The 21,058-nt window shown below is 69.3% G+C and carries 22 protein-coding genes; 10 read left to right on the forward strand and 12 right to left on the reverse strand.

Features of this window, described 5'->3' with window-relative positions; translation table 11 throughout:
• Positions 1-60 precede the first annotated feature (60 nt).
• A complete protein-coding gene (locus BLW84_RS18485; protein ID WP_177226544.1) occupies positions 61-693 on the forward strand; it encodes a class I SAM-dependent methyltransferase in 633 nt (210 codons plus the stop codon).
• Between the two features lie 105 nt (positions 694-798).
• Here the strand turns inward: BLW84_RS18485 and BLW84_RS18490 are convergent, their stop codons facing one another.
• Positions 799-984 carry a DUF397 domain-containing protein gene (locus tag BLW84_RS18490; RefSeq protein WP_093266966.1) on the reverse strand — a complete coding sequence of 62 codons (186 nt, stop codon included), beginning with the start codon at positions 982-984 and terminating at the stop codon, positions 799-801.
• 21 nt (positions 985-1,005) lie between these two features.
• Positions 1,006-1,866: a helix-turn-helix domain-containing protein gene (locus tag BLW84_RS18495; protein WP_093266968.1), complete on the reverse strand. Its 861-nt coding sequence runs from the start codon at positions 1,864-1,866 to the stop codon at positions 1,006-1,008.
• A gap of 189 nt (positions 1,867-2,055) precedes the next feature.
• On the opposite strand from BLW84_RS18495, the gene BLW84_RS18500 reads away from it, so the two are divergent.
• Entirely contained in the window at positions 2,056-2,298 is a 243-nt protein-coding gene (locus BLW84_RS18500) for an HC3 family zinc finger protein (protein WP_093266969.1), read from the forward strand.
• Complete coding sequence (locus BLW84_RS18505; RefSeq protein WP_093266971.1) at positions 2,295-2,726, forward strand: hypothetical protein; 432 nt, start codon at positions 2,295-2,297, stop codon at positions 2,724-2,726. The genes BLW84_RS18500 and BLW84_RS18505 overlap by 4 nt, the downstream gene beginning before the upstream one ends.
• Here BLW84_RS18505 and BLW84_RS18510 read toward each other — a convergent pair.
• The gene (locus BLW84_RS18510) at positions 2,704-3,858 is read right to left on the reverse strand and encodes an alkaline phosphatase PhoX (protein WP_093266972.1); all 1,155 of its coding nucleotides are present in this window, start codon (positions 3,856-3,858) and stop codon (positions 2,704-2,706) included. The genes BLW84_RS18505 and BLW84_RS18510 overlap by 23 nt on opposite strands.
• Positions 3,859-4,011: 153 nt before the next feature.
• Positions 4,012-5,166: an alkaline phosphatase PhoX gene (locus tag BLW84_RS18515; protein WP_093266974.1), complete on the reverse strand. Its 1,155-nt coding sequence runs from the start codon at positions 5,164-5,166 to the stop codon at positions 4,012-4,014.
• Between the two features lie 210 nt (positions 5,167-5,376).
• Here BLW84_RS18515 and BLW84_RS18520 point away from each other — a divergent pair, with 210 nt between their 5' ends.
• A complete protein-coding gene (locus BLW84_RS18520; RefSeq protein ID WP_093266975.1) occupies positions 5,377-6,510 on the forward strand; it encodes a glutathione-independent formaldehyde dehydrogenase in 1,134 nt (377 codons plus the stop codon).
• A 48-nt stretch (positions 6,511-6,558) separates the two neighbouring features.
• Here BLW84_RS18520 and BLW84_RS18525 read toward each other — a convergent pair whose 3' ends face one another.
• Positions 6,559-7,203, reverse strand: coding sequence for a TetR/AcrR family transcriptional regulator (locus BLW84_RS18525; RefSeq protein WP_177226545.1), 645 nt, complete (start codon positions 7,201-7,203; stop codon positions 6,559-6,561).
• A gap of 85 nt (positions 7,204-7,288) precedes the next feature.
• Between BLW84_RS18525 and BLW84_RS18530 the strand changes: the two genes are divergently transcribed.
• Positions 7,289-8,242: a TIGR03564 family F420-dependent LLM class oxidoreductase gene (locus BLW84_RS18530; protein ID WP_093266977.1), complete on the forward strand. Its 954-nt coding sequence runs from the start codon at positions 7,289-7,291 to the stop codon at positions 8,240-8,242.
• Between the two features lie 45 nt (positions 8,243-8,287).
• Here BLW84_RS18530 and BLW84_RS18535 read toward each other — a convergent pair whose 3' ends face one another.
• On the reverse strand, positions 8,288-9,850 hold the full coding sequence (locus BLW84_RS18535) for an FAD-dependent monooxygenase (RefSeq protein WP_093266978.1): 1,563 nt from the start codon (positions 9,848-9,850) through the stop codon (positions 8,288-8,290).
• Between the two features lie 112 nt (positions 9,851-9,962).
• On the opposite strand from BLW84_RS18535, the gene BLW84_RS18540 reads away from it, so the two are divergent.
• From BLW84_RS18540 to BLW84_RS18550, 3 genes are all read left to right on the forward strand, one after another.
• A complete protein-coding gene (locus BLW84_RS18540; RefSeq protein ID WP_093266980.1) occupies positions 9,963-10,667 on the forward strand; it encodes a TetR/AcrR family transcriptional regulator in 705 nt (234 codons plus the stop codon).
• A gap of 709 nt (positions 10,668-11,376) precedes the next feature.
• A complete protein-coding gene (gene upp / locus BLW84_RS18545) occupies positions 11,377-12,000 on the forward strand; it encodes a uracil phosphoribosyltransferase (protein WP_093266981.1) in 624 nt (207 codons plus the stop codon).
• A 290-nt stretch (positions 12,001-12,290) separates the two neighbouring features.
• Positions 12,291-13,643: a glycoside hydrolase family 18 protein gene (locus tag BLW84_RS18550; protein ID WP_177226546.1), complete on the forward strand. Its 1,353-nt coding sequence runs from the start codon at positions 12,291-12,293 to the stop codon at positions 13,641-13,643.
• A 94-nt stretch (positions 13,644-13,737) separates the two neighbouring features.
• On the opposite strand, the gene BLW84_RS18555 is transcribed toward BLW84_RS18550, so the two are convergent.
• Positions 13,738-14,328 (reverse strand): TetR/AcrR family transcriptional regulator, encoded by a 591-nt coding sequence (locus BLW84_RS18555; protein ID WP_093266984.1) that lies wholly within the window; start codon positions 14,326-14,328, stop codon positions 13,738-13,740.
• A 53-nt stretch (positions 14,329-14,381) separates the two neighbouring features.
• Between BLW84_RS18555 and BLW84_RS18560 the strand changes: the two genes are divergently transcribed.
• Positions 14,382-14,588: a type II toxin-antitoxin system VapB family antitoxin gene (locus tag BLW84_RS18560; protein WP_093266986.1), complete on the forward strand. Its 207-nt coding sequence runs from the start codon at positions 14,382-14,384 to the stop codon at positions 14,586-14,588.
• 14 nt (positions 14,589-14,602) lie between these two features.
• Positions 14,603-14,983 (forward strand): type II toxin-antitoxin system death-on-curing family toxin, encoded by a 381-nt coding sequence (locus BLW84_RS18565; RefSeq protein WP_093266987.1) that lies wholly within the window; start codon positions 14,603-14,605, stop codon positions 14,981-14,983.
• 186 nt (positions 14,984-15,169) lie between these two features.
• Here the strand turns inward: BLW84_RS18565 and BLW84_RS18570 are convergent, their stop codons facing one another.
• The 5 genes from BLW84_RS18570 to BLW84_RS18590 form a co-directional block, all read right to left on the reverse strand.
• A complete protein-coding gene (locus BLW84_RS18570; protein ID WP_093266989.1) occupies positions 15,170-15,505 on the reverse strand; it encodes a hypothetical protein in 336 nt (111 codons plus the stop codon).
• 360 nt (positions 15,506-15,865) lie between these two features.
• Complete coding sequence (locus BLW84_RS18575) at positions 15,866-16,318, reverse strand: flavodoxin family protein (RefSeq protein ID WP_093266990.1); 453 nt, start codon at positions 16,316-16,318, stop codon at positions 15,866-15,868.
• A 2-nt stretch (positions 16,319-16,320) separates the two neighbouring features.
• Positions 16,321-17,952, reverse strand: a complete 1,632-nt coding sequence (locus BLW84_RS18580) for a phospho-sugar mutase (RefSeq protein WP_093266992.1) — start codon at positions 17,950-17,952, stop codon at positions 16,321-16,323.
• A 122-nt stretch (positions 17,953-18,074) separates the two neighbouring features.
• Complete coding sequence (locus BLW84_RS18585) at positions 18,075-18,884, reverse strand: purine-nucleoside phosphorylase (protein ID WP_093266993.1); 810 nt, start codon at positions 18,882-18,884, stop codon at positions 18,075-18,077.
• 69 nt (positions 18,885-18,953) lie between these two features.
• On the reverse strand, positions 18,954-20,660 hold the full coding sequence (locus BLW84_RS18590) for a serine/threonine-protein kinase (RefSeq protein WP_093266995.1): 1,707 nt from the start codon (positions 20,658-20,660) through the stop codon (positions 18,954-18,956).
• Between the last annotated feature and the right edge of the window lie 398 nt (positions 20,661-21,058).

Here is a 21,058-nt window from a genome sequence, read left to right on the forward strand (position 1 = left end):
CCGAGTAGCGTGGTCGAGGGCGTCGCACTCCTGGTGGGGCAACCAGATGGGGAGGTTTCGTTGTTTCAGTTGCCTCGGGCGTTGTTGTGGGATCACAACGCGCACTTCCACCCGTGGTTGTTGCGGCAGGTTCCGCAGCGGTGTTCGCGGGTGCTCGACGTCGGGTGCGGGACCGGCGCATTGGTTCGGCGGCTCGTCGAGCGCGCGGATTTCGTTGACGGCCTGGACGTTTCGGCCGAGATGATCGATCAGGCCTCGGCCAGGACGTCCGCGACGAACGTGCGGTGGCTTCGCGGCGACGTGCTGGATGCCGACCTGCATCCCGAGGGCTACGACGCGGTGACGGCCGTGTCGAGCCTGCACCACATGCCGCTGCGCCCCGGCCTGACCCGGCTCGCTTCGCTGCTCCGTCCGGGCGGAGTGCTCGCCGTCATCGGTCTCTACCGGGAGGAGTCCGCGGCCGACTTCGCCATGGCAGCGGCCAGCTTCCCCGCGAACGCCGCCGTCGGCGCGTACCTGGCCACGCGCGGCCGCGCGGGCAAACCGCACGACGAAGGCATGCCGGTCCAGGATGCGAATGCGACCTTCGCGGAAATTCGGGACGCGGCAGGGGAAGTCCTCCCCGGGGCCCAGGTGCGCCGCCATCTCTTCTGGCGTCATTCCCTGCTGTGGCGCAAGCCCGGCGGTCGGTGATCGACGCAGCTCACGGCTGCCCGTTGTCGTGCGCGGGGCCGTGTCCAGGCACGGTTGTGAGTGTTGAAGCCGGTTCTTACCGGCTTCAACACTCACGACATCTGATCAGGCGCTTTGCCGCAGCGCGGAGAGAAACCCGGCCCACTGGAGCCGGCTGAAGGTGAGGGTGCCGCCGGTGCGGTCCTTGGTGTCGCGGACTCCGACCACTCCCGGCGTCACCGCCACCTCGACGCATGAGGCGTTGCTCGCGCTGTAGCTGGACTTGCGCCAAGTCTTCGGGGTCGAGCTCATGCATGCCACCTTAATGTGGCATCACAACGATCTGAAGATACTCCGGATGAGTTGGAGAGAATCTTCCCTGCTCAGTGCTGCTTTCGCTGCCTCGGCATGGGCAAGTGCGTACTCGCGGACCGTCAGCGAATCCGTGATCAGATTCGTCGAGGTCACAGTCTCTTGCCAGAGCAGCGTTGGCAGCCGCCCGCTCGGAAACGTCATGATGTGGAAGGCGGACCCGCCCATCGCGTGATGTCCGGTCGCTTCGAAGGGCACGACTAGAACTTCCAGGGTGTCTTGTAGCTCGTCCACCAAGTCGGCAAGGTGTTCAAGCTGCGCCTTGAGAACCGCGGCTCCGCCTACTTGCTGGCGGAGTACGGCTTCGCTCATGACTGCGGAGATGCGAAGCGGGTCTTCGCCGCGCAGTCGGCGTTGCCGAGTGAGTCGGGCTTTGATTCGCCGTTCAGCTTCGGCCAATCGGACATTGGGACTGCCTGATTCGATAACGGCTCGCGCGTAGTCTTCGGTCTGCAGCAGGCCATTCATCAGGCCGCTGTCGTAGGTGTGCAGGCTTTCGGCTCCGTGCTCGTATCCGAAGAATCGGAGCAGCTCATCGCTGAAGATCGCCGAGTAGCTGTTCCACCACCCTCGTTGACTGGCGTCGTCTCGTAGCGCCCGAAGCTCGTCGGCTTCCTCTTCGCTGAACTCGTACGACTCGATCACAGCGCTCATACGATCCGAAGACAGGTTCTTCTTGCCCTTCTCGACTTCGGACAAGTACGCGCCGGTGATCCCGATGTACTTGGCGGCGGCGATGCCGCTGAGGCCTGCCTCCTCACGTTTCTCCTTCAGCCGCAGGCCCAACGCCCAGTTGGCGACTGTTGGTGAGCTCGGTGCCATCGGGTCCTCCGCCGGTTTCGACTACACGTCCGAGTGGACGAGCTGGCTAATTAGCGAACAAGTCTCTACCTTGATCTCAGGCGGTAACGATAGCAATACGGACTGTTACTGCCCGACGGTGGCTCCGGTCTCGCCCCCCGAACCCCCGGGCCGGGGTCACCGTCTCTCCGACAACGGTTGGGAGGCAACGTGTTCGAGCTGTTCCAGCGGCGGGGCTTGGTCGCCTACTGGCGGCCTTTCGGCGGCATCCGGCACGGCCTGTACCCGGACCAGCCGCCGCAGCCCGGTCAAAGGCGGGAAACCCTGTGCGGGATGACCTTGACTGTCGGCGAGCCCACCGAGGTCGAATGGCTCGCACCCACCTGCGAATCCTGTTGGGACGAAGCGCGATCCCGCCGCGATGCGCAAGCCGGCGAGGAGAATGCGTCGTGATTCTCCTGAATCTGATCCAGAACCCGGTCGGATACCTCGCTGTGCTCGGAGCTTTCGCCGTCGTGGCAGGAGCTCTCGCGGTGATGCCGATACGCGGCGGCACCGGTCAGCACGCCGGTGCCGGGCCGGGCGAGGTGATGGTGTGGCAGCTCAGCGAGGCGCTGGAAGCCGAACGCACCGCCCGCATCGCCGCAGTCTCAGTTGAAACTGCGGACGATCCGCTGGAGGAGGAGATCCGGTGGCCGGAGGAGCCGGTGGCGGAGTACGTCGGCCGCCACCGGCTCTGGTGGGACATCGACGTGCACCCCCAGCCGCCTATCGACATCTGGCTGGGGTCACGTTTCCCCTGGTCAGGTCCCGTGCGCACTTTCTGCTGCCACAGCAACACGAAGTACGCACGGGCACCTAGTGGCGGAAGGGGCCGCTGATCTCGTAGGTGTAGCCGTCGGAGAACTCGCCGGACGGGCCGTACTGCGAGGAGAAGTACATCCGGTCGCCGGCCGGGTTGAACGCCGGTCCGGTCAGGCTGGAGGAATCCTGGCCGGTCATCCGCAGCATCGGGGCCACCACGTCGTCCGGGGTGATGATGCAGATCTCCAGGTTGTCGCCGTCTTCGGCGACGTAGAGGTCACCGAAGGAGCTGCCGGTCAGGTTGTCGACGGCGCCGAGTTCGCCGTCGCCGTCGTAGGCGAGACCGAAGGTGTCGTCGGCGACGTTGAACTGCCACACCCGGCTGTCGCCCGTCGTGGTGAACCAGCACCTGTCGGAGGCGTAGTAGCAGCCCTCGCCGCCGTCGAAGTGCTTCGCCTCGGAGACCTGTTCGCGCGTCGGGGTGTCACCTTCGGAAGGCGTCGGCTCCGGAACCTCCACCCACGACGCCTTGCCCGACGTTCCATCCCCGGCGACCAGGACCTCCAAAAGCCCGCCCGCGCCCAGATCTCCCCATTTGTTCGGGCGGAACCGGTAGAAGCAGCCGTCCGGCTCGTCCTCGGTCAGGTAGATTACCTTCCGGACCGGGTCGCAGGCCGCGGCCTCGTGGTTGAAGCTGCCCATCGCGTCCCGGCGCACCGCCTCCTTGACACCCCAGGGGTCGGTCTCGAACACGTACCCGTAGCTGACCTCTTCGCAGGAAAGCCAGGTGTTCCAAGGGGTTGCGCCGCCCGAGCAGTTGCGCCGCGTGTCCTCCAGGATCCGATAGGCGTCGGTGACGTTGCCGCCGGAGTCGAACTTGATCGCCCCGACGCCGCCGCCCGGCTCGACTTCGGAGTTGGACACGTAGATCCAGCCGTCACCGTCGACGAAACAAGCACCGCCGTCGGGCGCGTCGTGCCAGGTGTAGGAGGTGCCCTTCACCTTGTCGCTGGAGTGCGCGACGACGCGGCTGGTGAATCCTTCGGGCAGTTCGAGCCCGTTGTCATCAGCGGGAAGCAGTGGCCCGTAAGGGCTTTCGGCGATCCGCCGGACGGGCCCGCCCACGGCGGCCCCGGTCCACAACCCGCCGGTGAAGGCCGCAACACCGCCACCGATCACGGCAGCACGGAGAAAAGAACGACGCCGCACAACGACTCCTTTCAACGACCCGTCGGCGGCGGACCCCCATCGTGTCGGAACCGATCGGGCGCCAACTACCGCTGTTCGGGGGCAAATCCGCGAGCTTGTGGCTCACCGGCCGGTCATCCCGCCGACCGCGGGATGACCGGCCGGTGAGCCGGGTCAGTGGCGGAACGGGCCGGTGATCTCGTAGGTGATGCCGCCGGAGGAGGAGCCGGAAGTGCCGCGCTGCGAGGAGAAGTACAGCCGGTCGCCGGCCGGGTTGAACGCGGGCCCGCACAGCTCGGACTCGTCCTGGCCGTTCACCCGCACCACCGGCGCCACCACGTCGTCGGGCGTGATGATGCAGATCTCCATGTTGTCGCCGTCCTCGGCCACGTAGAGATCGCCGAACGAAGTGCCGGTCACGTTGTCGACGCCGCCGAGTTCGCCGTCGCCGTCGTAGGCGAGTTCGAAGGTGTCGTCGGCGGCGTTGAACTGCCAGACCTGGTTCTCGCCCTTGGCGGTGAACCAGCACTTGTCGGCGGCGTAGTAGCAGCCTTCGCCGCCGTCGAAGTGCTTCGCGTCGGCGACCTGCTCGCGGGTCGGGGTGTCGCCGTCGTCGGGCGTCGGCGTGGGAACCTCCGCCCAGGTGGCCTTGCCCGACGTTCCGTCTCCGGCGACCAGCACCTCCAGCAGCCCGCCGGCGCCGAGGTCGCCCCAGTTGTCCGGGCGGAACCGGTAGAAGCAGCCGTCCGGCTCGTCCTCGGTCAGGTAGATGACCTTGCGCACCGGGTCGCAGGCCGCGGCCTCGTGGTTGAAACTGCCCATCGCGTCCCGCCGCACCGCGTCCTTCGCGCCCCACGGATCGGTCTCGAACACGTACCCGTAGCCGACTTCCTCGCAGGAGAGCCAGGTGTTCCACGGTGTCGCCCCACCGGCGCAGTTGCGCCGCGTGTCGTCCAGGATGCGGTAGGCGTCGGCGATGCCGCCGCCGGAGTCGAACCGGACCGCGCCGACGCCGCCGCCCGGCTCGATCTCGGAGTTGGACACGTAGATCCAGCCGTCGCCGTCGACGAAGCAAGCACCGCCGTCCGGCGCGTCGTGCCAGGTGTAAGAGGTGCCTTCGACCTTCTCGCCGGACTGCGCGACGAGGCGGCTGGTGAATCCTTCGGGCAGTTCGATCCCGTTGTCATCGGCGGGAAGCAGCGGCCCGTAAGGGCTATCGGCCACCCGGCGGATCGGCCCGCCCACGGCGGCCCCGGTCCACAGCCCGCCGGAGAAGGCGGCAACACCGCCACCGATCACGGCAGCGCGGAGAAAAGAACGACGCCGCACAACGACTCCCTTCAGTCCGTCGGCGGCGGATCCCCATCCTGCCGGAGCCGGCCGGACGCCAACTACCGCCGTTCGGTCCCACCGCGGGCACTCCGCGCACGGCCCTCGTTCGGGTGACGCCCAGCCGTGTCTTGTGGCCTCCGGAGCGGGGTAATCCCTGGTCGGCAGCCAGATGGAATTCGCGCGTCTTCCACTCGGAGGTGGTCAACGATGAAGGCAGTCGTGTACCAGGAGCCCTACTCGGTCGCGATCAACGAGGTGGACCGGCCGACGATCCAGCACCCCAACGACGTGATCGTGCGGATCACCTCGACCGCCATCTGCGGCTCCGACCTGCACATGTACGAGGGCCGGACCGCCGCCGAACCGGGCATCGTGTTCGGGCACGAGAACATGGGCATCATCGAGGAGACCGGCTCCGGCGTCGCCGGCCTGAACCGCGGCGACCGGGTCGTGATGCCGTTCAACGTGGCCTGCGGGTTCTGCAAGAACTGCATGGCGGGCAACACCGGCTTCTGCCTGACCGTCAATCCCGGCTTCGCGGGCGGCGCCTACGGCTACGTCGCGATGGGGCCCTACACCGGCGGGCAGGCCGAGTACCTGAGGGTGCCGTTCGCCGACTTCAACTGCCTGAAGCTCCCGGCCGACGGCAGCCACGAAGCCGACTTCGTGCTGCTGGCCGACATCTTCCCGACCGGCTACCACGGCTGCGAGCTCGCGCAGGTCTCGCCGGGCGAGAGCGTCGTCGTGTACGGGGCGGGACCGGTCGGGCTGATGGCCGCCTACTCGGCGCTGCTGCGCGGTGCGGCGCGGGTGTTCTGCGTCGACCGGGTGCCGGAGCGGCTGGCCAAGGCGGAGGAGATCGGGGCGATCCCGATCGACTTCTCCGCGGGCGATCCGGTCGAGATGATCAAGGAGCAGACCGGCGGCGAGGGCACCGACAAGGGCGTCGACGCGGTCGGCTACCAGGCGCAGGTGGGCGACGGTTCCAAGGAGGAACCGGCCATCGTGCTGAACTCGCTGATCGAGACGGTGCGCCCGACCGGACGGCTGGGCGTGCCCGGCCTGTACGTGCCGTCCGATCCCGGTGGGCCCAGCGAGGAGGCGAAGAAGGGGATGCTGCTCGTCTCGGTCGGCCGGATGTTCGAGAAGGGCCAGGTCATCGGCACCGGTCAGTGCAACGTGAAGCGCTACAACCGGCAGCTGCGCGACATGATCATCGCGGGCCGGGCCAAGCCCAGCTTCGTCGTCTCGCACGAGCTGTCCCTGTCCGAGGCGCCGGACGCCTACCGCAAGTTCGACCAGCGGATCGAGGGTTACACCAAGGTCGTCCTGCACCCGTGAGCCCCAGGGGTCGTGAGTGGCTGTGGTCGCCATGACGACCACAGCCACTCACGACCCGGACGCGCCGCAGATGCCGTCGAGGCCGGTGCGCAGCATGTCGAAGGCGCACTCGGCGGCCGCGACGGCCTCCGGGTGGAGCTCGTCGGGGGAGTGGCCGTCGGCGACCTGGCGGACGTTCTCCTCGGCGAGCACTCGGAGCGCGGTGACCACTTGGTGCGCCGCGATGCGGGTCGGGATGCCCGCGGGCGCGCCTGCTTCGACGAGCGCGTCCGCCAGCGCCTCGGCCCTCCTTTCGGCGAAACCGAGCAAGCGCGCCGACAGGCTGGGCGTGCCGCCGATCAACCGGTGGAGGCCCTGGGCTTCCGGGCTGTCGTTCAGGCCGGTGATCGGGTCGCGCGCGGCGAGCGCCGCCAGGTAGTGCCGCCGCAGCGCGGCGAGCGGATCTTCGCCCGCCGCCCGCTCCCGGACCACGGCCGCCGCTTCGCCCTCGTGGTCGGCGATGCGGTGCAGCACCAGGTCTTCCTTGGCCGGGAAGTACTTGAACAGGGTCGGTTTCGACACCTCGGCCCGCGCGGCGACATCGGCGCAGGACACCGCGTCGAAACCGGATTCGAGGAACATCGCGATCGCCGCGTCCGCGATCGCGGTGCGGGTCCGCTGCTTCTTCCGCTCCCGGAGTCCGAGTTCTGCCACGTAGCCGAGGCTACCACGGTCCCTGACTTGGTTAATTTTTTAACTGGGTTAAGCTTTCCGCTCCGGAACCGATTGGAGCACGAGAATGCGCATCGGCGTAGCCCTGCCCACCGACCACACGTCGCTCTCCGGCGAAGCGAACTCCGTGGACGCCCTCATCGACCAGGTGAAGGAGCTCGCCGTCGCCGGGCTGGCGTCGGCCTGGTTCACTCAGCGGTTCGACCACGACGCGATCACGATGGCCGCGCTCGCCGCGCGCGAAGTCCCGGGCATCGACGTCGGCACCGCCGTCGTACCGATCTACCCGCGGCACCCGATCGCCCTCTCGATGCAGGCCCAGACGGCGCAGGCCGCCGGCCACGGCCGCTTCGCGCTCGGCGTCGGGCTGTCGATCAAGTCGTTCGTCGAGCAGACCTACGGGATCGCCCCGCATCCCAGGGTCCGGCACCTGCGCGAATACCTCGCGGCGCTGCGCGAGCTACTCGAATCGGGCTCGGTGGATCTGAGTGGGGAAACGCTGGTCGCCAGAACGACGCTCCCCGCGAGCGTGCCCGGAGCCCGGCCGCGCGTGCCGGTGCTGGTGGCGGCGGCCGGTGATCTGACCCTGCGCGCCGCGGCCGAACTCGCCGACGGCGCGCTGCCGATCCTGTCCGGGCCGCGGACGCTGGCCGAGTACACCGTCCCGACCCTCCGCCGCTACGCCGAAGCCGCCGGGCGGCCGGAGCCCAGGATCGCCGTGATCGTCTCCGGCGTCGTGACCTCCGACGTGGCGGGCGCCCGGGCCCGCGCCGAGCAGAACATGGCCTACTACGGGACCGTTCCGTCCTACCGTGCGGCGCTGGACCGCGAGGGGATCGACAACCCCGCCGACCTGGTCGCGATCGGGGACGAGGAGTCGATCGCGAAGCAGGCGGCCGAGTACTTCGAGGCGGGCGCGACCGAGCTCATCTACACCCAGACCGCGATCGGTTCCGCGGCCGACGAGCGCCGGACCTGGAAGCTCCTCGGCGAGCTGGCCGCGAACCACGCTCCGAGCTGACGACGGGTGTGCAGTTTCAATTGAAACTGCACACCCGCGCGGCGTTCAGCGGTCGAGGATCGTGCGGAGCGCCTTCTCCAGGTCGGCGGCGGTGCCGGAACCCCGGCTGCGCCAGGCGATGAAGCGGTCCGGGCGGACCAGCACGGCCCCGTCCGCGCCGACCCCGTACGGCCCGGTCCAGTCGCCGGTCACGTCGCCGCCGATCAGCCGAGGCTCCAGCCGGACCCCGAGGCCGGCGGCGACCTCCTCGGCGGCATCGACCCACGCAGTCGACCCGGTCAGCAGCACGAAACCCCGGCCGAACAGGTCGATCGTCGACACCTCTCCGTCCGGAGTGGACAGTCGGACGTGCGGGGCGCGTGAACCCGGGCGGCCCGTCGGGCGGGTCGCGTCCTCCAGGAGCTCGCCCTCATCGCCGGGCTCCCGGACGACCGCGCCGTTGTGCCGGTAGCCGAACAGCAGCACGGCCGGGTCCTCGATCGGCAGCGCGTCGCCTTCCCGGGCCAGATCGGGCCGGTTGCGCACGATGGCGTTCCGGTACTGGTTCTCCGCGATCAGCTCGCCCACCGGCCGCCGCTCCGCGTCGTGGCTGTCGAGCAGCCCCGGCCCGGCCTCGCCGCGGAGCACCGCCGCGAGCTTCCACGCCAGGTAGAAGCCGTCCATCACGGCGGTGTTGCCGCCCATCCCGCCGTGCGGCGGCATGGTGTGCGCGGCGTCGCCGACCAGGTGCACCCGGCCGTCGCTGAACCGGTCGGCCACCTGCATGGTCGTCACCGTGCTGTCGGTCGCCAGGATCTCGGCGTCGAGCTCGGGCACGCCGGCGGCCAGCCGGATCTGCGCCAGGCTGCGCTCCTCGGTGAAGTCCGCCGGCTCCTCGTGCGCCGGGTCGTAGCCGACGCCGACCACGAACTGGTCCGGGTGATCGGTGCTGACCAGCACGCCGTTGCCGCCGGAGAGCTCCGGGTTCTGCAGGTAGTACATGACCTGGCGGTCGCCGACGACGGCCGACAGGTCGGCGCGGACCTGCCAGTGGATCGAGTGCCCGAGGGCGCCCCGGCCGTGGGCGCCGATGCCGAGCCGCTCGCGGATCGGGCTGCGGTGGCCGTCGGCGGCGACCAGGTAGTCGGCGTGCACCTCGCGGGTTCCGGTGGCGTCGGCGAGCACCGCGCGGACGCCGTTCTCGTCCTGCTCGAAGGATTCCAACCGGGTGGAGAAGCGGATCTCGGTGCCCAGTTCGCGAGCCCGCTCGGCCAGGATGCGCTCCGCGCTCGCCTGGCTGGCGTCGGCCGCCCCCGCCGGCGTCAGGTGGTCGAGCGGCTGGAAGGTGTCGTGCAGGATCTCGCGGAACACCGGGCCGTTCGCGCTTTGCGCGATGCGCAGCAGGAATCCCTGGCTCTTTGGCGACGCATCGAGCATGGCGGATTCGAGGCCGGCGAGGCGGAGCGCCTCCATCGCGTGGTGCTGCTGACCGCGCGCCTTCGGGTGGGTGGAGGTGCCCGCGTGGCGCTCCACCACCAGTGACGGCGTGCCGTGCAGGCCCAGGAAAACGGCGGTGGACAGGCCGGACAGGCCCGCGCCGACGATCAGGACCGGAGTTCGTTCGGACATCGGTGACCCCTCTTCGCGAACGATGTTCGTGACTTACGAACGCTGTTCTACTCGCGAACGGTGTTCGAGTCAAGTACGGTGTTCGAAGCACCGATCGAGGAAGTGGTGAGCGATGTCCGTGCCCGTTCCGCCCTGGCAGCAGCGCGCCGCGCGCGACCGGCCGACGAAACGGCCGCTGAGCCTGGAGCTGATCGTGCGCACCGCGCTCGAACTGCTCGACAGCGAAGGCCTGGACGCCGTGAGCATGCGGAAGGTCGCGCAGCGGCTCGGCACCGGCGCGGCCTCGCTCTACGCCTACGTCCGCAACAAGGACGAGCTGCACGAGCTGATGCTCGACCTCGTGATCGGCGAGATCCGGGTGCCGGAGCTCGACCCGGAGAAGTGGCAGGAGACGCTCAAGGACCTGATCCGCCAGCAGGTCGAGGTGCTCACGGCCCACCCGGGCATCGCCCAGGTCGTGATGCGCACCCCGGCGCCGGCCGGGCCGAACGCGCTGATCGTCTCCGAAGCGATGATGGCCATCCTCCGCACGGCCGGATTCTCCGATCGCGTGGTGGCGTTCTCCGTCGACACCCTCGCCCTGTTCGCGACGGCGGTCGCCATGGAGCGCAGCGCGGACTTCGGTCTCAGCGACGCGGAGCGGGGCGAGCGGATGGAGATGATCGGCCGGTACTTCGCGGAGCTCCCGGCGGACCGGTTCCCGACGATCGTCGGAATTCTCCCGGCGCTGATGTCCGGCGACGAAGACGAGCGCTTCGAGTTCGGCCTCGACATCCTGATCCGGGGCATCGCCGCCCACGCCACCGACTCTGTCTGACGCGGTTTGAATGAGGTTTTTTCATCCTCGTTGTGCGTGGCGGTGCGGGTGGCGGAACCTCAGCGTCCGCCTGGCTGTGGGTGCCCTCCATGCACGGTGGTTGGGCCGTCCTCGCCAGGCGAACGCTGAGAAGCCGCGGCGGTGCGAGCTGCGTGGGTGGGCTATGCGACTGCTTTCGGGACATGGCCCGTTAGTTGTCGCGGCTGCGGTCACCAGCCAAGACGAAAAACGGTCAATGGAAATCGAAGAAGTTGTCCACATCCCGATGTGTCGGGTCACGACACACCGGTGACTGTGGACAATCCGCGCGTTCCATGGAGCGTTTTTCATCCTGGTCGGCCCGCAGCCGCGGGTCGCAAAGGTGCACGTCGATGGGGTGTCGCATGCGCCGCAGGCGCATAGCCCACCTACGACACTTGCACCGCCGCGGGTTCTCAGAGGCTTCCTGGCGAGGACGGCCCCTCCGCCGTGTATTGGACATACATCAGGAGGGGCACCCACAGACCAGGGAGCCTCTGAGGTTCCGCTACCCGCACCGCCACGCAGAACGAGGTTGGAAAAACCTCATGGAAATCGAACCTTCGATTTCCGTGGAACTCGCGGTCGGAGACCGCGGGCCGACGCTCGGGGATGGGGCCGGTGCGACCGGCGACACGTTGTTGAGCAGCGGCAACGTGCATCGCGATGCGGGCGGTTACTGTTCTCGGTCATGGACGTTCGGGTCGTGGACCACCCCCTCGTGAAGGCAAGGCTGTCCACAATGCGCGATGCGCGCACCAACAGCGCCGCGTTCCGCGCCGCGCTGCAAGAGCTCACGCTGATGCTGATCTACGAGGCGACGCGGGACGCCGAGGTCGCGGTGGAGCCGATCCACACCCCGGTGGCGCGCACCAACGGCTACCGGCTGGCGAACCCGCCGCTGCTGGTGCCCGTGCTGCGGGCCGGTCTCGGCATGGCCGACCAGGCGCACCGGCTGATCCCGGAGGCGCAGATGGGCTTCGTCGGCCTGGCCCGGGACGAGGAGACGCTGCAGCCCACGCCCTACCTGGAGTCGCTGCCCGCCGACCTGTCCGACCGCCCGGTGCTGGTGCTGGACCCGATGCTGGCCACCGGCGGCTCGATGGTGCACACGATCAGCCTGCTGACCGATCGCGGCGCCACCGACGTCACGGCGATCTGCACGCTGGCCGCCCCGGAGGGCGTGCGCCGGCTGGAGGAGTCCGGCCTGCCGGTGCGAGTGGTGACCGCGAGCGTGGACGAGCGCCTCAACGAGTCGGGATTCATCGTCCCCGGCCTCGGCGACGCGGGAGACCGCGAGTACGGCGCGGTGTAGCTCCACCGGAGCCGGACGCCCAATTCGGCACGATCTTCGCCGGGTCGCAGCGGGGAAATTCCCAATTTTGCCTGAAATCGGGACGCCCGCCGCAGCCCGGCGCGTCGTCTTGGCCACCGGTTCTACCTGGACATGCACGGGGTGCGCGGGCGCCCCGGCGGCGCCTCGGGCGGTTGCGCGAGCCGCCGGCAGCAGCGTTATTGGGCCGAACAGGCGCTACCTGGTCTAGACCTGACCCGAATATGGTCTATACCACATTGAGCGATCCCCCCGATGACGCAGGAGTCGCCATGTCCGCTCGACGACGCAGCTTCCCGTTCCGATTGCCCGTGCTGCTCGCCTCGATCCTCGCCCTGGGGCTGCCCGCGCTGGCCGCCCCGGCCGGGGCCTCCGACAGCCCGGCCGCCCCCCAACCTCAGGCCGCCGCCCGCAAGGTCGGCTACTTCACCCAGTGGTCGATCTACGACCGCAACTACTTCGTCAAGAACCTCGACACCTCCGGTGCCGCCGGTCAGCTGACCCACCTCAACTACGCCTTCGGCAACCTCGACGCCGGCGGCAAGTGCTTCCAGGTCAACCAGGCCGGCGAAGGCGACGCCTGGGCCGACTACCAGCGCCGCTTCACCGCCGAGCAGACCGTCAACGGCACGGCCGACGCCTACGACCAGCCGCTGGCGGGCAACCTCAACCAGCTCAAGCAGCTCAAGGCGAAGTACCCCGGGCTGAAGGTCTACATCTCCTTCGGCGGCTGGACCTGGTCGAAGAACTTCCACGCGGCCGCGGCGACCCCCGAATCCCGCGCCGCGCACGTCAAGTCCTGCATCGACATGTGGATGCGCGGCAACCTGCCGAAGATCGGCGAGCCGCAGGGCGGGGACGGCGTCGCCGCGGGCATCTTCGACGGCGTCGACCTCGACTGGGAGTGGCCCGCCTCCGAGGGCGGCCCCGGCAACGTCGTCGACCCGGCCGACAAGCAGAACTACACCGCGCTGCTGCAGGAATGGCGCACCCAGCTCAACGCCGCCGGCCAGGAGCTCGGCAAGACCTACGACATCAGCGCGTTCCTGCCCGCCGACCCGAAGAAGATCGAGGCGGGCTACGAGGTGCCGAAGGTCTTCGACCTGCTCACCTTCGGCACGATCCAGGGCTACGACCTGCACGGCGCCTACGAGCCGACGACGAACCACCAGTCGGCGATCTACAGCCCGGAGGGCGACCCGTCGCCGGAGAAGTGGAGCATCGACCAGACGATCAACGCCTGGCGCACCGCCGGGGCGCCGAACGACAAGATGGTGCTCGGCGTGCCGTTCTACGGCCGCGGCTGGACCGGCGTGCCGAACCAGAACAACGGCCTGTTCCAGAGCTCGACCGGTCCCGCCCCGGCCAAGTACGAGGCCGGCATCGAGGACTACAAGCTGATCAAGGCCAAGGCCGGTTCGTCCGCAGTGCATCGCGACGAGAAGGCCGGGCACGCCTGGATCTACGACGGATCCACGTTCTGGACCTTCGACGACGCGACCGAGATCACCCGCAAGGTCGAGTACCTAAAGCAGCAGGGCCTCGGCGGCGCGATGGTGTGGTCGATGGACGGTGACACGCCCGAAGGCGAGCTGATGACCGCCATCCACAAGGCCCTCGGCTGAAGGATTCCCCGAAGCAGTCGTGGGCGGTCATGGCCGCCAGTCAAGACCGCCCACGACGCGCTGGCCCCGAGGAAACTCCCCCCGTCGCTCGGGGTCAGCGCCTCCAACCCGCAAAACCGTTGCGCAGCGCCCGCTCATAGCGGGCGCTGCCTTCGTCTTCGGCCGGTGCCGAACCGCTCAGCTCCAGCGAGACCAGGCCGTGCACCAGCGCCCACGCGGCGAAGACGACCTCCGCCGGATCGGCGTCGATCAGCTCCCCGGTCTCGATGCCCTTGGTGATCGTCTCCCGCAGCGGCTCGATGCTGCGCAGCGCCTGCTCCCACGCCTGCTCGTCGGGCGTGAAGTCGGGCACGGCGTGCCCGAACATGATCGAGTAGAAGTGCCGGTTGGCCAGCGCGCTGTTCCGGTAGGCGTGGCCCAGCGCGGTCATGTCCTGCTCCGTGTCGCCGGTGCGCGACACCCGCTCCATCCGGTCGCACAGCCGCTGGAAGCCCTCCACGTACAGCTCACGGACCAGCCCCGGCTTGCCGCCGAACAGCGAGTACACCGCGGTGGTGGAGGTGCCCACGTCCGCGGCGAGGCGCCGCAGGCTCAGCCCGTCCGGGCCGTGCGCGGACAGCAGCTCGCCGGCCCGGTCCAGCAGGCGGGTGCGGAGGGCTTCGTCGTGCGCTCGCGGTCTCGCCATTGACCGAAAGTAGCGCCTTTGTCGGGTGGTATCAGCGCGATACCATCTACCGCATGGCCATGACCCTGCGTCTGACCGAGGAAGAGAACCGGCGGCTCGCCGAGCTGGCGGCGACCGAGGGGCGGTCCAAGCAGGAGGTCGTGCGCAGTGCGCTGGCCGAACGCTGGGCGCGCCAGCAGAAGGAACAGCAGCTGGACGACGTGATGCAGCGCGTTCTGCCGCGATACCGGGGATTGTTGGACAAGCTCGGCCCTTCATGATCGACTATTGAGCGGTGACCGTATATCTCGACACGTCCGATCTGCTCCTGCTCGCGACCGCGGTATCCGACGGTGACCTGCTGGTGCGGGACAGCGGACTGCTTGACGCGGCGGCGTACCGGCCGCGCGCGAAGGTCCTCGGGGTGCCGGCGTACGAGACGCTGTGGCTGAAGTCGGCGGCGCTGCTGGATTCGATCGTGCGCACCCGGCCGCTGGCCGGCGGCAACTGGCGGCTGGCCTGGGTGGCAGCGGTGGCGATGTGCGACGTGAACGGCTGGTGGGTGGAGGCCGACGACGACGAGGCGCTGGTGCTGGTCCGCGAGGTCGGCCGCGACCAGCGGGAGCTCCCCGAGGTGGCTGATCACCTGGAGCGCTGGGCCAAGCCCAAGATCTGACCCGGTCGCGTCGCAAACCCTTGGTGTGCGGTGAGGTTCGCGGCGGTGGGCCCGGAACGGCGATGGCCCGCCCGGGAGCCCGGGCGGGCCATCGCGCTCAATTCGTTCGGTCTTCGGCCGAGGTCAGGTGTTCTGGCACTTGCTCGCGGTGGTCGGCCGACCACGCGGGAGTGCCGCTACCAGGCCCTAGCCGACGGCTCCGCTCTCGAGCTTCCTCATGGCAATCGGTGCGCCTGCCAGGTCCTCTTCGTTGCAGAGCAGCTTGAGGTCGTAGTAGGGCGAACCTTCGCGATCGTCGTAGTCCAGGTGGACTGCGATGACATCGATGGGTTCACCCAGCCAGTTCTGGGCCTCGCGAAGCCATTGGGCGGACCGCTCCAGGGCGGCTGGTAGGTCGTCGTCGCGGAACTCGACAGGTCGGTACGGAACGCCCTGAACCTGATCCTGCGGACCGGAGGGCTGTGGGAGATCCACGGAGACGCCGGAGTCGTCGAGTTCGAGTCGGATCGCTTCCTCACTCACTGTCGCAGGGTAACCCCTCCGGCGGTCCAAATGCTGCCGGAGGGCCTGCTCAGTTCCCTCGGATCGGGCTGCTGAGCTGGCCGGACTAGTCGGCCGATTACGATGCGCAAGGTGCGGGGCGCCCTGGGCATTGCACGTTGATGAGGGAAGGCGGGCTTTGCCCAGGGCGCCCCGTTGCCGTCAAGGGGCGCGCCCCGACGACACGATCAGGTTACTCCGGTCGTGTCGACCAAGATCAACTGGGGTTGGTCGCGGAGCGCGCCGTTTTCGCGCGAAAACGTCACATCCCACGCGTGGCGAGCGCCGTTTTCGCGCGAAAACGGCGCTCGCGAGGCCGCCGTCGCCGCGGCGGATCGCCGTTCAGGGCATCAGCCCGGCCGCGACGGTCGCACCGAGCTCCCAGCAGGCCTCCAGCGCGTCCTTGTCGGGCTGGCCGAGCACGGTGACCGGTTCCGCGACCTGCTGCCACGACAGGCCGGTCGTGATCGACCGGATCGCGCGCAGCGCGCCCTCCACGCCCTCGTTGCCGTGCACGTAGCAGCCGTACGGCCGGCCGATCGTCGAATCCAGGCACGGGTAGTAGATCGTGTCGAAGAAGTGCTTGAGCGCGCCGCTGATGTAGCCGAGGTTCGCCGGCGTGCCGAGCAGGTAACCGTCGGCTTCCAGGACGTCGCTGGCCGTGGCGCTCAACGCCGGTCGCCGCACCACTTCGACGCCTTCGATCTCGTCGGTCGTGGCGCCCGCGACGACCTTCTCGAACATCGCCTGCATGCCCGGCGACGGCGTGTGGTGCACGATCAGCAGCCTCGGCATCGTCAGTCCTCCCGCACCAGGTCGGAAACCGCCTGCTTCAGCGCGTCGAGCCGGTCCGCGGCCCGCTGCTTCGCCGCCGCCAGCGGGAGTTCGCCGGCGTGCTCGACGACCTGCAGGTAGCACTTGAGCTTGGGTTCGGTGCCGGACGGGCGGATGACGACCCGGAGCCCGCCCGCACCGGTGATCACCAGCGCATCGGTGTCCGGCAACAGGTCCTCGACGTCCACAGTGGTCGCCGCGAGGCTGGTCGGCGGCCGCTCGCGGAGCCGCGCCATGATGCGCGGGATCACGCTGAGGTCCGCGACTCGCACGGAAACCTGGCCGGTCTGGTGCACGCCGTGCTTCGCGGACAGCGCGTCGAGCAGCTCCGGCAGGCCGCTCCCGGACGCCTTCAGGGTGGCGGCCAGGTCGCTGCCCAGGACGGCGGTGGAGATGCCGTCCTTGTCGCGCACGGCATCCGGGTCGACGCAGTGCCCGAGCGCCTCCTCGTAGGCGTAGACCAGGCCGGTTCCGGCGCCGTCGCCGGCGCGCACGAGCCACTTGAAGCCGGTCAGCGTCTCGTCGTAGCGGACGCCGAACTCGGCGGCGATCGAGCGCAGCATGGTCGCGGACACGATCGTCGTCGCCACCAGCGGATCGGCCGATTTATCCACAGTGGACAGGATGTGCTGGGCGAGCAGGACGCCGGTCTCGTCGCCGCGCAGCATCCGCCAGGCGCCGTCCTCCCGGACGCCGAGCGCGCACCGGTCGGCGTCCGGGTCGAGCGCGATCGCGAGGTCCGCGCCGACCTCGGCGGCCAGCGCCAGCAGCTCGTCGGTCGCCCCCGGTTCCTCCGGGTTCGGGAAGCCGACGGTGGGGAAGTCCGGGTCCGGCTTCTCTTGGGAAGCAACGAGATGCACGTCGTCGAAACCGGCGCGATGCAGCGCCTGCCGGAGCGTCTGCGCGCCGACGCCGTGCAACGCGGTCGCCGCGATCCGCAGCGTTCGCGCGCCGCCGCGCGGCAGCGTCGCCACCCGCGCCAGGTAGGCGTCCAGGGCGGAGTCGAGGATCGACCAGCTTTCCTTACGCGGCACCGCGTTCGCCGCCGGAGCCGCGGCGATCGCCGCCTCGATCTCGGTGTCGACGGGGCTCACCAGGTGGATGCCGCCCCGCAGGTACAGCTTGTACCCGTTGTCCTGCGGCGGATTGTGCGAAGCGGTGATCTGGATGCCCGCGACGGCGTCCAGCGCGCGTGCGGCGTGTGCCAGCACCGGCGTCGGCAGCGGCTCGGGCAGCATCCGCACGTCGAAACCGGCGGCCGCCAGCACCCCGGCGGCGTCGGTGGCGAAGTCCTCCGAGCCGTGCCGCGCATCGCGGCCGACCACGACGACACCGCCGCCGTGACCACGCTCGGTCAACCAGGCCGCCACACCGGCGGTGGTGCGCACGACCACGGCGCGGTTCATCCCGTTCGAGCCCGCGCGCACCGCCGCGCGCAGGCCGGCGGTACCGAACTGCGGCATGCCGGACATCCGGTCCGCGAGCTCCGGGTCGTCGGCATCGAGCAGCAGCTGCAGCTCGGCTTGGGTCCGAGGGTCCACGTCGCCGGCGATCCACTGCCGGGCGGCCTCGCGCAGCTGCGCGTCGAGCGTCACTTCGCCTCCTGAGCTCCGTCGCGTCGTGCGCGATTTTGGTCGCTGCAGCAACCAAAACCACTCACGACCACCATCATCACGCCGACTTCAGCACCCGGCCACGCGCGAGGCAAGAGCGCCGCTCACGCCGCCTCGACGAGGGACCGCAGCAGCTTGCCCATCCGGCTGGCCGAGGCGCGACCGGCTTCCAGGACCTCCTGGTGGTTCAGCGGTTGCCCGCTCAACCCGGCGGCCAGGTTCGTCACCAGCGACAGCCCGAACACCTCGGCGCCATCGGCGCGGGCCGCGATGGCCTCCAGCACGGTCGACATCCCGACCAGGTCGACGCCGAGCCCGCGCAGCATCCGGATCTCCGCCGGCGTCTCGAAGTGCGGGCCCGGCAGGCCGGCGTACACGCCTTCCTCCAGCGAGGAATCGATGCCGCGGGCCAGTTCCCGCAGCCGCGGCGAGTACAGGTCGGTGAGGTCCACGAAGTTCGCGCCGACCAGCGGCGACCGCGCGGTCATGTTGACGTGGTCGCTGATCAGCACCGGCTGACCGACCTGCATGCCCTCGCGCAAACCGCCGGCGGCGTTAGTGAGCACGACCGTCCGGCAGCCGGCGGCGATCGCGGTCCGCACGCCGTGCGCCACCGGATCGATGCCCTTGCCCTCGTACAGGTGCGTCCGCCCGAGCATGACCATCGCGCGCTTGTCGCCCACCTGCAACGACCAGATCTTGCCGCTGTGCCCGATCGCGCCCGGCGCGGCGAAGCCCGGCAGGTCGGACATGCTCAGCTCGGCGGTCGGCCGGCCGATCTCCTCGGCGGCGGGTTGCCAGCCGGAACCGAGCACGACGACCAGGTCGTGGCGGTCGGTGCCGGTGATCTCGGCGAGCTTGGCGGCGGCCGCCTGCGCGGCGGCGGAAGGATCGGAAGCAGTCGTAGACGTCACGCCCGCGCAGCTTAGTCCGTACCAGGCCAGGACGAAGCTCGTTCAACGGCACTCCGTGCCCTGCAGCGCTCAGCTGGTCTGCAGGCTCCCCTGCACCTGGTCGAGGATTTGCGCGCCGATCTCCGGGTGGCCGCCCGGCACCGTCACCCGCACGATCCACAGGTCGTTGCCGTGGCGGCTCAGCTCCGCCGAGGTGCTGAGCTGTCGCTTCGGGTTCAGCTGGCTGAACTTGGACTTCTCGACCGTCGTGTACATCAGCCGCTCCCGGTCGCTTCCGTCGGGGGAACTGGAGTTGACGGTCACCTGGAGATCCTGGTCCGCGCCGGACTTCCGCATCTCCTGCTCGTAGTCCGACATCTCGTAGCCGACGTCGAAGAAGTTGCCGTAGCGCTGGACGGCGATCTCGGTGGTGCCGTCCGGGGACACGAAGGACACGACCGCGCTGTTGGCGAAGTCGTTGCGCTCGCTGAGGAACAGCCGCCAACCGGGATCACTCGGAGCCATGATGCTGAACTCGCCACCGGTCGGCGCGGCGGTGTGCTTCGCGACGTTGCTGTGCTCGGACAGGTTCAGCTGCACGTCTGCCGGTGTGGGCTCGACGGCGTTCGCGGCGGCGCCTGGCAGCACCGGCTTGTCCGCGATCAGCCGGGACGCGGCGAAGCCGCCGGCCAGTGCGGCGGCGAAGAGCACGACCGCGGCGACGCCGAGCGCGATTGCCGCGAGCGGCGAGCTGCGGCGCGGCTGCGGTGGCGGTTCCTTCAACGCGAACGGCGGCATACCGGGATTGCTGGCCAGGGGAGCCGAACCCTGCGCCGGCGCAGGCGCAGGCTTCGGTGCCGGTGGGGGCGACGACACCTGATGCCGCACCTTCACCGTCGCCGCGTCCGGGTCGAGCAGCATCGAGAAGGGGCGGACGCCGGGCTCGGGCAGCAGGTGCTGGATCCGGCGGCGCGCCTCGGTCAGCGGCATCCGCTGCGACGGGTCCTTGACCATCAGGCCGCGGACGATGTCGCCGATCGGGCCGGGCCGGGTGGCCACCGGCACGGGGCCGCGCACCACCTCGGTCACGGTGGCCAGCGGGTCGTTGCTGACGTCGTAGGGCGTGCGCCCCTCGGCCGCGGCGAACATCGTCGCGCCGAGCCCCCACAGGTCGGCGGCGGCGGTCACGCCCTGGCCCGCGGCGACCTCCGGGGCGATGAACGCCGGGGTGCCGAGCAGGATGCCGGTGCTGGTGAGGGTGTGCTCGGCGATGTTGCGGGAGATCCCGAAGTCGCTGACCTTGATCCGGCCGTCGTCGCCGATCAGCACGTTGCCGGGCTTGACGTCGCGGTGCACGATGCCCGCCCGGTGCGCGGCGTCCAATCCGGAGGCGACGCCGTCGGCGATCACCGCGAGCTGGTGGTCGTCGAGCGCACCGTGCTTGCTGAGGACCGCGGCGAGGCTCTGCGACGGTACGAGCTCCATGACCACGAACGGTTCGCCGTTCTCGCGCGCCACGTCGTAGAGCGTCACGACGTTGGGATGCGACAGGACGGCGATGGCGCGAGCCTCCCGGAGCGCGCGCTCGCGCAACTCGGCGGCCTCCGCGTCCGGCATCCCCGGCGGGAGCTTGACCTCCTTGACCGCCACCTGCCGCCGCAGCAGCTCGTCCGTGCCGGACCAAACGGTGCCCATCGCACCGCCGCCGAGCTTTCCGTCCAAGCGGTACCGGTTCCCGATCAACCGCCCGGCGCCGGCCTGGGTATCGGGGTCGTAGCTATCCGTGGGCACGACCATATTTTCCATGGTCGACTACCCGGCATTGGCAGAACCGGCCAGTATCGTTGCCCAGCTGCGATGAATGCCGATCCCACCGGGACGATCACCAGGGATATCCGTGCATCGGCGTTACGAAAAGTGAACAATCCCACGCCGACGGTCGTCCCGGCAGCACCCCCGATGCCGCCAAAGGCCATTTCGTCGCAACGAAAAACGACCTCCCATCGGCCAATATGCCGTCTGGCGCTGACTGGCTCGAACTCGTGCGTTTCGGATAAGTTGGGCTCCGATCGGACCTCGCTGTACATCGGTGGCCCGAGCCTTCCTCAAGCCGATACGCGCAGCGGTTGCACTGCCGCGACGTCGATCGTCGCGGTGCGGCTGCGTTAACGGTGACGAACAATCCCGGTGATCGG

Origin of the sequence: Saccharopolyspora shandongensis (genome assembly GCF_900106995.1) — a bacterium.
Classification (GTDB): domain Bacteria; phylum Actinomycetota; class Actinomycetes; order Mycobacteriales; family Pseudonocardiaceae; genus Saccharopolyspora; species Saccharopolyspora shandongensis.